11 protein-coding genes are annotated in these 11,845 nt (G+C 68.5%); 4 read left to right on the forward strand and 7 right to left on the reverse strand.

The window, feature by feature from the left end:
• Positions 1-58 precede the first annotated feature (58 nt).
• The 5 genes from efeB to P3G67_RS22425 all read right to left on the reverse strand — a co-directional run bounded on the left by efeB (position 59) and on the right by P3G67_RS22425 (position 4,538).
• The gene (gene efeB / locus P3G67_RS22405; RefSeq protein WP_276095061.1) at positions 59-1,303 is read right to left on the reverse strand and encodes an iron uptake transporter deferrochelatase/peroxidase subunit; all 1,245 of its coding nucleotides are present in this window, start codon (positions 1,301-1,303) and stop codon (positions 59-61) included.
• A gap of 103 nt (positions 1,304-1,406) precedes the next feature.
• Entirely contained in the window at positions 1,407-1,874 is a 468-nt protein-coding gene (locus P3G67_RS22410) for a copper chaperone PCu(A)C (protein WP_276095062.1), read from the reverse strand.
• An 8-nt stretch (positions 1,875-1,882) separates the two neighbouring features.
• The gene (locus P3G67_RS22415) at positions 1,883-2,554 is read right to left on the reverse strand and encodes an SCO family protein (RefSeq protein WP_276095063.1); all 672 of its coding nucleotides are present in this window, start codon (positions 2,552-2,554) and stop codon (positions 1,883-1,885) included.
• Between the two features lie 335 nt (positions 2,555-2,889).
• Positions 2,890-3,678, reverse strand: coding sequence for a hypothetical protein (locus tag P3G67_RS22420; RefSeq protein WP_276095064.1), 789 nt, complete (start codon positions 3,676-3,678; stop codon positions 2,890-2,892).
• A 467-nt stretch (positions 3,679-4,145) separates the two neighbouring features.
• Positions 4,146-4,538 (reverse strand): hypothetical protein, encoded by a 393-nt coding sequence (locus P3G67_RS22425; protein WP_276095065.1) that lies wholly within the window; start codon positions 4,536-4,538, stop codon positions 4,146-4,148.
• Positions 4,539-4,600: 62 nt separating this feature from the next.
• Between P3G67_RS22425 and P3G67_RS22430 the strand changes: the two genes are divergently transcribed.
• The 4 genes from P3G67_RS22430 to P3G67_RS22445 all read left to right on the forward strand — a co-directional run bounded on the left by P3G67_RS22430 (position 4,601) and on the right by P3G67_RS22445 (position 9,329).
• On the forward strand, positions 4,601-4,837 hold the full coding sequence (locus P3G67_RS22430) for a hypothetical protein (RefSeq protein WP_276095066.1): 237 nt from the start codon (positions 4,601-4,603) through the stop codon (positions 4,835-4,837).
• Positions 4,838-5,229: 392 nt separating this feature from the next.
• A complete protein-coding gene (locus P3G67_RS22435; RefSeq protein WP_276095067.1) occupies positions 5,230-6,801 on the forward strand; it encodes a Na+/H+ antiporter in 1,572 nt (523 codons plus the stop codon).
• Positions 6,802-7,191: 390 nt separating this feature from the next.
• Complete coding sequence (locus P3G67_RS22440; RefSeq protein ID WP_391858316.1) at positions 7,192-8,565, forward strand: glutamate decarboxylase; 1,374 nt, start codon at positions 7,192-7,194, stop codon at positions 8,563-8,565.
• Positions 8,566-8,840: 275 nt separating this feature from the next.
• Entirely contained in the window at positions 8,841-9,329 is a 489-nt protein-coding gene (locus P3G67_RS22445) for an HPP family protein (RefSeq protein WP_276095069.1), read from the forward strand.
• Here P3G67_RS22445 and P3G67_RS22450 read toward each other — a convergent pair.
• The gene (locus P3G67_RS22450) at positions 9,250-9,972 is read right to left on the reverse strand and encodes an SCO family protein (RefSeq protein WP_276095070.1); all 723 of its coding nucleotides are present in this window, start codon (positions 9,970-9,972) and stop codon (positions 9,250-9,252) included. The two genes, P3G67_RS22445 and P3G67_RS22450, sit on opposite strands and share 80 nt — an antisense overlap.
• Positions 9,973-10,676: 704 nt before the next feature.
• Entirely contained in the window at positions 10,677-11,720 is a 1,044-nt protein-coding gene (locus P3G67_RS22455) for a SulP family inorganic anion transporter (protein WP_276095071.1), read from the reverse strand.
• Between the last annotated feature and the right edge of the window lie 125 nt (positions 11,721-11,845).

Below are 11,845 nucleotides of genomic sequence, written 5' to 3' on the forward strand. Positions count from 1 at the left end.
CGTCGCGCCGAAGGCCGCCGCGGCGGGGGTCGCGTACAGCCCGGGAAGAGTGGCCATGTCATCCCTCCAGCAGGCGTTGGCCGACGTACTCGCCCGGCGCGGCGCCCCCGGGGACGGCGAAGACGGCGCTGGACTCGTGGCGGATGAAGCGGGTGAGGTGGTCGGCGCCGTCGAGTTTGGTCTGCACCGTGATGAACGCGGCCGGATCGGCCTGCCAGGTGATGAACAGCAGCCCGGCGTCGGGCTGTCCGTCCGTGTCGTAGCCGTCGTGGTAGGAGAAGCCGCGGCGCAGGACGGTGGCTCCGCCGTTGGACTCGGGTGCGGCGACGCGGATGTGGGCGTCGCCTGGGATGGCCAGTGAGGCGTCGGGGTTGAACTTGTTCAGGTCCATCGGCGTGGTCTCGGTTCCGCCCTCACCAGCCGACAGGGGCGCACCGTTGTCCTTGCGGCGGCCGATCACCTGCTCCTGCTGGGGGAGCGTGAGATCCGCCCAGTCGTCGAGCAGCATGCGGATGCGGCGTACGACGGCGTAGGAGCCGCCGTTCATCCACGCCTCGGCGCCGTGCTTGTCTGGGGCGAAGACCTTGGTGGCGAAGTCCTTGTCGGTTGGCTTGGGGTTGCCCGTGCCATCGATCTGTCCCATCAGGTTGCGCACCGTCTTCGGGCGGGCGGTGGCTCCCGGTGTGCGGTTGAAGCCGTTCATCTGCCAGCGGACGGTTGCCGCTTCGTTTGCCTCGCGTTGTAGGACGCGCAGTGCGTGGAAGGCCACGAGGGGGTCGTCGGCACCGATCTGGATCCACAGGTCGCCGTCGCTCCGCTTCGGGTCGATGGCGTCGGACGGGAAGTGGGGCATCGGAACGAGTGCGGCCGGTGCGCGGTCGTCCAGACCGGTCTTGGTGAAGAAGCCGCGGCCGAAGCCGAAGGTCACGGTCAGCGAGCAGGGCCCGGCGTCCAGCGCGATCTGGTCGTCGTCGGCGGGCGGGCGGCCCGCGGTCATCGCCTCGGTCGCCGTTGACCAGCGGCGCATCAGCTCGGTGGCGCTCTTGCGCCCGGCGTTCGCAACGAGGTCGAAGGCGATGATGTGGCCGATGGACTGCATCGGCGTGGTGATGCCCGCCTGGTGAGTGCCGTGGAACGGTACGGCGGTGCTGCCGACGACGGTGATCGGGGTAGGGCTGTCGACGGCCGCGAATCCGGCCGTGCCGCCAGCCGCCCCGGTCATCAGGCCGACCGCTCCGGCCGCGCCTGCCGTCCCCAGCAGCCTCCTACGGGAAATTCCTTGCTGATCGGGTTGGTTCGTCATGTTGCCTGCCAGATGTACGGGAAGTCTTCGCGTGGGTGGTGAGGGCGGGGCGGGCCAGAGGGCAGCCCCGCCCTCTGGCCCGCCAACGCGCCCTTGGCGTGGGTCAGTTCGAGGGCTGGTAGGTCGCGGGCCGGACCGGCACCCGGACAGTGATCGACGGGGAGGTGGCGAAACGGAGCTGGAAGGTGACCGTCTCGCCGACCGTCGGCTTCCTCTTCAAGCCCATCAGCATCAGGTGGTTACCACCGGTTCGCAGCACGAGGCTGCCATGCGCGGGAATGGTGAACTCCTTCACCTGCTGCATCTGGTCAGACGCCGTGGTGCGGTGCATCGACACCATGGAGGCGATGTCACTGCGCACACCGGTCAACTCGTCCGCTTTGCTGCCGGTGTTGGTGACGGTGAAGTACCCGGCGGCCATGTCGGCCATCGGCGGCTGGGGCACGTAGGCGCCGGTCACCTTCAACTCCGGCCTACCACTGGACGCCTGTGCGGAGACAGACGAGGCGGAGCAACCGGTCAGCGCGGTGACGCCGAGCACGAGCGCGGCAGCCGCAGGCACGTGGGACATGAAGCGCTTCACGGCGTCTCCCCCTTAACGATCTTCGGGAGGTCGGCGGTGTAGCGCTGCTCGGACACCCCGGAGGTGTAGAGGATGTGCGCCTTGTCGTCCTTGGGCGAGAAGACGATCACCTCGGCGCCGTGAGTGACGGTCTCGCTTCCGTCCTTGTGCTTCACGGGTGGGGAGACACTGACGCCCACGCTGCTCGCCGCGGCCTGTATGGCGTTGAAGTCACCAGTCAGGCCGACGAAGTCCGGGTCGATCGCGCCGAGCCACTGCTTGAGCCGTTGTGGAGTGTCACGAGATGGATCCGTACTGATGAAGACGACACGCAGCTGCCGACGCTCGGCCGCCGGCAGCTTGCGGGCGGCGCCCGCGATGTCGGCCATCGTCGTCGGGCACACGTCGGGGCAGTGGGTGTATCCGAAGTACAGCAGCGTGGGATGGCCCGCGGTCTGCCGGACCAGGTCGTAGGAGTGGCCGTCCTGGTCGGTGAGCGTGAGGTTCGGCTTGGCGTCCGGCGGACTGAGCGCAATGGTGCCGGGCGGGGCCGAGGAGGACGCCCCGGAGACGACGGCGACCGGCAGACTGCCGGAGGAGCCGCCGCAAGCGGTCAAGCTGAGGGATGCCGCTGCACCGAGGGCCACAACCGTGGCCAGTCGACGCGCGGCAGGCGCGAGGGTACGCATCAGGGAACTCCTGCAGTGGGTACGGCACACGGCAGCCGCCCACCCGTTCCGAGGGCGGGCCGCGTACGAGGGCTGCACGGCGAGACCAGACCCCACGCCCCCGCGACAACCCGCCGTCTCACTCCTGCCGCCAATACGGGCAGGCAGGACGGACAGTTGGTGGGATGCCACGGGAGTCGCGGAGAAGAGGCGAACGCCGCGCCGCGCATCCGCGGCGGGCAAAGGAGCCGCACGACGGGCATAGCGCGGTGGCGTCACCGGGGCGACAGTTCTCACCGGAATGGCGCGATGACGGCCACACCCTCCACGCGAACCCACACGGGTGCGGAGAGCGGTCAGACCGCCAGGGCCACCACGGGCGGACCCCGCCGGATCACAACGTGCCGGAGCACGACAGCCCGAAGCCGCTTCGCCCCACATCGCACCGCGGGTCGACCCAGCGCGGCCGAACACCGCTCCAGCAGGCTGGCCACCAGCGCCAGCGCCCGGACGACGGTGAGCAGGCCGACCAACGGCAGCAACACGGAAAGGTGTTCCGCGACCACTCCGGGCAGCCGGACAACCCGCCACAGCGCCGCCTCACCGCGACGCAGGACCCAACCCGCCACGACCGCGGCGACCAGATGCGCGGCGAGCATCGGGACGGTGAACATCGCGGCCAGCGACATCACATGCGCACCGTGCCCCGCCATCCCCGTCATACCCGGCATACCGTGCACGCTGCCCATGACCTTGGTCGGGTCGATGCCCGCCTGCCGCACGATGCGTATCGCACTCTGGGGGGTCAGATACGTCGGTCGCGCATCGCATATCAACCGCTCCGCCAGCGCCACAACACCGTCGGGCCGCTTGGGCGGGACGGCCATCGAGTAACCCTGGCCGAGGCAGAAGAGCAGATGCAGGCCGAGTTCGCCGGCCAGCAGCGTGGCCGCTATGCCGGGTAGCGAACGCTCACGTCCGGCCAACGGCCCCACGGCGCATAGCACTCCGGCCCAGCCCGCCACCAACGCCCACAGCGACACCCCGGCCCGTGAGGCCATGGCGTGCCCCATCGCCGACAACGTGACACAGACCGCCGAGAACACCGCCGCTCTCAGCAGCCTCAGGTCGGCGCCAGCGCGCACGGGGACCGCCATAACGCCCGCCATCATCCCATCCCACCCATCGACCCCGGACGCTGGGTACCAGCCTCCGCACCGAACCGGCAGCTCCCTCATGACCGCTCCCGGCCGCCCAACAGGTAGCCCAGCGCGGCGAACACGGCAGCCCGCAGGCTCCGTAGCACCGGCGATGCGATACACGAGAACGACGTCCTGCCAACGGATCGGGCGCAGCCGTCGCAGGATGCTCTGACGCCAGACGTCACCAGACGCGCACCGACCGGCTGGGTGCGCTCCACTGCGAATCGGTACTCGCGGCCGGAAGGGTCGCTGCTGCGACGCGCCACGTAAGGGACCTAACTCCTCGCATCGACGACCGGCCCACCCCAGCCCGCCGACAGCGGCGAGGCGCGGCAGCCGAGATCCCTGCGTCGCGGGCGGCGTCGCGGTCCTGGGTATCGACCGCCAGGCGCCCTCTGGCTCAGCTCAGGTCAGAACGCGCCAGGTACGGCGAGAGCTAGCGGCTCCAGGTCTCCGTAGAGGGCGGCGTGGAGTGCGGCTGCGAGCTCACGCGCCCGGCCTTCGGTCCGCACGCTGTGCATCATGAAGTAGATGGGGCCCGTGTATGCATCCAAGCCGATCTCGTGATTGCGGACCAGGCGGAGCATGGCGGCGCGGACTGCGTCGTTCACAGTGTCCTCGACGGTGTGGCCTGGGCTGGCGGTAAGACTGTCCGCCTTCACGGTCCACGTTGGGCCGTCGTGTTCGATGGCTACGAACACGACACGCCGCGCCATGGCCTCCCGGTACGCAGCGTGAAAAGCTTTGGTGCCAGTCGCGTTCGGCACGAGCTCGGCGGGACAGGGAACCGGCAGCTGCTGCATGAGGTGCATTGTGTCAGTGCATCTTCCGGATCCCCGGGGCGGTAACGATCAGGTTCGGCCGGGTGGGTGAGTTCCGTGGGGCGGCGCAGCCCTCAGCTGCAGGCGCCCGGCGCATCCAGTTCACAGGCGTTGCCATATGCCACATCGACCTGCCGCTGTGGATCGACCTTCTCGGCCAACTCGGCCGCGACTTCGCCGATCTGCACATCACCCTGACCGCGCTGGAGGTCCAGCCGGGGAGCGATACGCTGCAGCAACTCGGACCGAAAATCCTGTCCATCCACGAGCTGATCGGCTGAGCCCTGGTCCGCCTGTCCACTCTCGACGGCAGTCAGTACACGGCGGTGCCCGGTAGCCGCGCCTCCCTGGATCCGCTCAGCTCCGTCGTCGCCTCGGTTGCCCTCGCCGCTTCGGACCTGGCAACCGCCGTGGCGGACAACCCCCTCGAAGTCGCTGGCTTTTCCGGCAGTGTCAGCCGCAGCGTCCTCGGATTCGCTGGCGCCGCCCTCGTCGGACAACTCGCCCAGCGGCCTTCAAGGGTCTTGGTTGCGGCTTGACCGGACCTACGTACGGATACGTGCTTTCGGGGGCGCCGGAAGTGGGGGCCGCTAAAGTCCTATAAGGTTCTTGTAGGTGTGCCGGGAAGTCTGGTCGGTGAAGAGCTACAGGGCGTAACCGACGGGGGATGTTCATGACCGGCCTGACCATCGTTTTGCTGCTCGTGGTGCTGGCCACGGCGGTCGCGACGGGGGCCCGGCACTGGCGGCTTCCCGCCCCGCCCCTGCTGGTCGTCGCCGGACTCGGCATCGGGCTCCTGCCTTGGGTCCCGGCCATCCACGTCGCGCCCCAGGTGATCAGCGTTCTGGTGCTGCCGCCGCTGTTGTACGCCTCGGCTGAGGAGATGTCCAGCCGGGAGCTGCGGGCGGTGTGGCGGCCGGTGACGGTGCTGGTCTTCGGCCTCGTGCTGGCCTCGGCCGCGGCGGTAGGCATGATCGCCTCGGTCCTCACCCCGCTATCTGCCGCGACCGCCTTCGTCCTGGGCGCGATCCTGGCCAGCACGGATCCGGTGGCTGTGACGGCGTTGGGGCGCCGTCTGTCGCTGCCGCCGCGCGTGCAGGCGATGGTGCAGGCCGAGAGCCTGTTCAACGACGCCACCTCCCTGGTGCTGTACAAGGTCGCGGTGGCCACGGCGGTGACCGCCAGTGCGGTGTCCATACCCTCGGCCGCCGGGCAGTTCGTCGTACTCGGCGGTGGCGGAGCCCTGATCGGCGGCGCGGTCGCCGCCGTGGTGGTGCTCGTTCGCAGGCGTACCGAGGACCCGGTACTGGAGACGGTCATCGCGCTGGTCACTCCGTACGCGTCGTACGTCCTGGCCGAGGACCTACACACCTCCGGGGTGACGGCGGTCATCGTCGCCGGGGTCATCCTCGGCAGCACCGGCCACAAACTCACCAACGCCCCCATACGGCTGCAGATCCACGCCGTCTACGACACCGTCGTCTTCCTGCTGGAGAGCGTCGTCTTCGCCGTCATCGGCCTGCAACTACCCACCCAGGTGCGTGAGCTCGCCGCCGACGAGCGCGGCTGGCCGCTGTGGGTGCCCGCCGTAGCCTTCACCGTGCTGGCGATCCGCCTGCTGTGGGTCTTCCCGCTTTCTGCCCTCATGCAGTACCGACGTGGCAAGAACCGCATCTCCTGGCGGGTTCCAGCCGTGCTCTCCTGGGCCGGGACCCGCGGGGTGATGCCCCTGGCCGCGGCGCTGTCCATACCCCTGACCACCCACACCGGTGCCCCGCTGCCGCACCGGGCACTGATCCTGACTCTGACCACCGGCACCATCGCCCTGACCCTTGTCGTCCAGGGCTTCACCCTCGCGCCCGTGGTCCGCCGATCCGGCATCGCCCTGGAGCCCCAACACACCGCTCGCGAAGAAACCCAGGCCCGTCAGCGCCTTGCCCGAGCCGCCCTGGCGGAGCTGGAACAGATCGAAACCGCCGACGCCGCCCCACAGATTGCTGTCAAACAGCTCCGTCGCCACCTCGAAGCCCGCATCCAACAAGCCGACGACGACAGCGGCACCGACAGTCACGCGGGCGACACCGCGATCCGGCCTGCCGACGCCTACCGTGCGCTACGCCGCGACCTGATCGCTGTGGAGACGGCCGAACTCCAGCGCCTGTACGACGCGAACAAGATCAGCAACACCACCCGTCGCCGCCTCCAACGCGCACTCGACCTGGAAGAAACCAGCCTCGGCAACTGACCACCCCGACAAGACGCCCGGCATCGCCGCGCGCGAGGCAGCACCGACGACCTGCCATCGCTCCGCACGACGGCGTGCGGACCTCGACTTCGCTGGTGAGGGTGAACGCGGTGGCGCGTATGCGACGGATGACAGCCGAGTTGCCGAAGCCAGGAGCCTGCAGCGGCCTGTCGTGCGGGTGTCGCACGAGTTGTCGTATGTCCGGAAAGCCACGTTCTCGTCTCGGCAATATGCCAGCAAAGCGGGACGGAACCGTCAAGGACCGCCGTGATCACCGGCGTAGCGTCCGTGTCCGTACCTGCGGAGGGAGGTCCTCCGACTTCCTGGAAGGAGCCCGTTGTGGCATTGCAGCATGCTGCCTGCCCACCAAGCTGTACCTGTGATGATCGCCTGTCGTCGGGTGCGTCGTTGCGTCCTGCTCGTATGGAGCTGCCTGAGGAGGAGATGGAGCCGGAGGCCGCCTACCGGTTGGTCCATGACGAGTTGATGCTGGACGGCAACGCACGGCTCAACCTGGCCACGTTCGCGACCAGTTGGATGGAGCCGCAGGCTCGGGCGCTGATGGACGAGTCGTTGGCGAAGAACGCTGTCGACCGCGAGGAGTACCCGCAGACTGCGGCCATGGAGGAGCGGTGCGTGCGCATGCTCGCGCGGTTGTGGAATGCGCCTTTTCCGGATGCCTGTGTCGGCTGCTCCACCACCGGCTCCAGCGAGGCCGCGATGCTCGCCGGACTGGTGCTCAAACACCGCTGGCGGGAACGGCGCCGCTCAGATGACCTTGATCCCGGTCGGCCCAACCTGGTGATGGGCGCCAACGTCCAGGTCTGCTGGAAGAAGTTCGCCCGGTACTTCGACGTGGAGCCACGACTCGTTCCACTGGAGAACGGGCGATACCACCTCACCCAGGAACTCCTCGACCAGTACTGCGACCAGAACACCATCGGTGTCATCTCTGTCCTCGGGTCCACCCTCGACGGCTCCTACGAACCGGTCGACCGGATCTGCACCGCACTCGATGTCCTCCAACAACGGACCGGCATCGACATCCCCGTCCACGTGGACGGGGCCTCCGGGGCCATGGTCGCCCCCTTCGTGGATCCTGACCTCGACTGGGACTTCCGGCTGCACCGCGTGGTGTCCATCAACGCCTCCGGCCACAAGTTCGGCCTGGTCTACCCCAGCATCGGCTGGGCGGTCTGGCGTGACGCCGAGACCGTCCCGGAAGAGCTGATCTTCCAGGTCAACTACCTCGGCGGCCACATGCCGACCCTCGGGCTGAGCTTCTCCCGTCCCGCATCCCAGGTGGTGGCCCAGTACTACAGCTTCCTGCGCTACGGCCACAGCGGGCTGCGCCGGATCCAAGAGCGCTGCCACAGCATCGCACGGGCACTGGCCGAGGAGATCGCCGCGATCGGCCCGTACCAGCTGCTCAGCGACGGATCCCAACTTCCGGTGGTCACCTTCCACCTGACGCCGGAGACGGACGGTTTCACCGTCTTCGACGTCTCCCGCACCCTGCGTGAACGGGGCTGGCAGGTCCCCGCGTACACCCTTCCACACAACCGTACCGACCTGGCCGTCCTGCGCGTGGTGGTCCGGCACGGATTCAGCGGCGAGCTGGCCCAACTCTTCCTGGACGACCTGCGCCGCGTCACGGACCAACTGACCAACCAGTACGGCTCCCGCGTCATACTGCGGGCAGCGGGCCAGAAGCCAGCGCCGTTGCCCTCGATGATCGGCGGCGGCAAAGCCATCGCTGGCTGAACGGCGTGGCGGCCAGCCGTCGGCCGACTCCCTTCGATACCCTGCGGGCCCCGCAGGCCCCGATCTCGCCTGCTTCCCGCCCCGGGACGTCGAGAACGCTGAGTTGGGGTCGGCCGATGACACACACGTGGCGCAGACATCACCGCCGCGCATCCCGCAGGCGAGAAGCGGTCGAAGCCGAAGGGCGGGCGACGCCACGGACAGGCGTCCGTGATACCGATGCGTCCCGTCTACCGGGACCAAGCGCCCGGCTCTTGGCTGGGGTTCGGCTGTTCGTGCTGTCCGTCGTCTTGCTGGCTGTGGTCGGCGTGTTGGGCCGGGTGTTCGGCTGGCTGTTACTCACGACGACGCTGGGCCCCACGGCGTACCTCCTACTGGCGCACCCGGACAGTGAGGCCGCGCAGGTGCGGAACGCGGTCTTGGGGCACACGGCCGCGACGATCTGGGGGCTGGCCTGCCTCGCCGTGTTCGGCTTGTGGAGCAATCCATCTGTCGTCGAACAGCATGGCGATTCCCTACAGCAGATCGGCGCCCAGGCCCTCGCCGTCGGCTTGACGCTGCTGGCGCTCCTGGTGCTCAACGCGGACCACCCGCCAGCCGCCGCTACCGCGCTGCTCATCACCTCGGGGATCACCCGGCCGGGACCACCGCTGTACGGCATGCTCGTCGGCCTCGCCATCGTGATCACCGCGGCGGCTCTGCTCGCCAAGATTCCATGGCTGCGCCAGCGCACCCGCCAGACCGTCGAGGACCAGAGCAGGTGATAGGCCCTCCGCTCTGTTCACCTTTGCCGCCCTCCACGCCGCGGGCGACACGACGACTGCGTGGCGTGGCGGTCAGGCCGTGCCCGGCACCGGCTTGAGCTTGTGTTGCAGTAGCCAGCTGACTGTTTGCAGTGTGTCCGGCACGGTCCATGAACTGTCCCGGGGGCGCTTGGAGGTTGCGCAGGCCGTCCGCGTCCCGAAATTTGTGCATGGCCGGGGGCAGTGTGGTGCCGGGAGCCACGTGCGCCGCACCGTTGAGGACGAAACGCTCGTCACCGTGGCCGTCGACGAAGAAGATCTCGTCCGCGTGGTTGAGGTCATACGTCAGGGGCTGCCCCGTGCGCCAGTTCTTCGCGGGCGGGGAACCCTCGGGCGCTTTCTGGTACCAGACGCCGAGGTACTTCCAGAGCTTGGCGATGTCGGCAGGTGTGCCGGTCAGCGCCTGCCAGTTGATGGGCGTCGGCGCGTACTGCCGTCGGTAGGCCGCGAGTTGTGCCGGGGTGTCGCGTTCCGGGTCGATGGTGATGGTCAGGAACTCGACCTTGGAGTCCTCGTGGTCCTGGTCCACTGCGTGCGCGGTGGCCACCAGGTTCGCGGTGTCGAGTGGGCAGGTCTCCTGGCCCTCATTGGTGGTCTCCCGCAAACCACGTCCCGCAAGTCAACATTTGACCTCCACGTCGAGGGGATGAACACCTCGGCCACTCCAACGCTTGGCCACGGTAATCGCCGCACCAGTGAGAGCCGCCACCGGAGCAAAACGGGCCCGCCGAGCTCGGGCCGGGAAACGGGGCGCTGACTACTGGGTGGCGCAGTAGACCAGCATGGTCGCTGCACTCGCCACTCCGGTCGCGGTGAGGATGATCAGCAGGCCGGTGATCACAAGTGCGAGTAGCCTCCCCGCTCCGACCAGCATGGCTGCGGAGGCACGTCGCGCCGGCGCAGGCTGCTCACGCACCCTCGACCGCGAGCGGCGGACGGCAGGCGCGGCGTGCGGCAGGGTGTTGTGTCGATACCGCGTGCTGGCATTGACCATGAAGTCCCTCCGCGAAGGGAGAGTTCCAGGGGCTGATCTGTGGCGTGCGATGGACGGGACGCGAAGCGTCGGCATGGGCGCCGGGCGAGTTGATGCGGTCGGTTCGCGGGAGGCGAGGTTCGCTACCGCAGACTGCTGTCAGCGCGACGATGCGTGCCGGGTAAGCCGTGCGACCTGGCCAGGAAGAGGCTCCGCTCCGTGGCACCTTTGCATTACGCCAAATGATGTCGCGGCCGAGGACGCGGGGTGAGTTATCACCGTCCAGCGATACCGGTTCAACGCCGTGAGGTGCGGGAACACGCTGCCTCTACCGCTCAGTTCCGCATGCTTCGCCGGGCTTGGTTGCGTGGGCTTTGCTGTGGCAGGCGACCGCCGCGCCGCAGTGTTGCCTGGGCGTAGTCGTCGGCTTCGGCATCCGTAGCGAACACGCGCCCTGCGGCTTGGAGTTCGTTCAGCACGCCGAGGGCTTTCATGAGCTCGCGATGGGGGTCGCGAACGCCGCAGATGAGAACCAGGGCACCGCGATCGGCCAGCGAAGAGGCGGCGTCCCGCAGCTTGATGATGCCGGTGGCGTCGACGTCTGTTACGCGCGCCATGCGCAGGGTGACGATTAGCGCCCGGGAGTCAGCAAGGGGACGCAGCAGCCGCTCCGCCGTGGCGAACAACAGTGGTCCGTCGATGGTGTACACCGCGATGGGGCCATGGGTTGGTCCCCCGCGTGTTTCCATGCCGGGTGCGCACAAGGACGCGGACTCCACACGAGCGGAGCGGACCATGGTGCGCACCGCCAGGGAGGCGGCCACGGCAACTCCCATGGCGACCGCTGTGACCAGGCCGAAGACGAGGGTGGCCACGGCGGTGATCGCGGCAACCGCCGCTTGGCCGCGGTCTGCGCGGGCCAGGGCACGCAGGGTTCGGACATCGACCAGCCGCACCGCTGTGGCGATCAGCACTCCAGACAACGCCGAGAGCGGGACCATCGCCATGAGCGGAGCGACGACGAAGGCGAACAACGCCAACGTCACGGCATGCGCGAGGGCGGCCAGACGAGAGGACGCCCCGGCCCCGACGTTGCTGGCTGTCCTCACCACAGTTCCGGCAGCAGCCAGCCCACCGAACAGCGGCGCGACCAGGTTGGCCACGCCTTGTCCGAACAACTCCCGATCGCCGTCGTGCGGTTCAGCACCTCTTACGGCATCCGCGGTCGCAGCCGTGATCAGGCCCTCCGAGACCACCACCGCCGTAACCGCCACCGCCGACGGCAACAGGCTCGGCACTGCCGATAAGGCCAGGAAGTCCAAGCTCAGGTGGGGCGGATCCGCCCGCACCGAGCCAATGCGCGGCACCTGAAGACGCACTAGCCTCGCTCTTTCGCTTCACGTGGGATGTCGGTGTTGTCCGTCAACTTGTGGGCGTTCGGGCCGGTGTCGTGGTCTGGGCCTGCCGAAGGCCCGACGCGGTGGCCGGGGTCTCCGAAGTCCTT

This window comes from Streptomyces silvisoli, assembly GCF_029269905.1.
In the GTDB taxonomy this organism is placed as follows: domain Bacteria; phylum Actinomycetota; class Actinomycetes; order Streptomycetales; family Streptomycetaceae; genus Streptantibioticus_A; species Streptantibioticus_A silvisoli_A.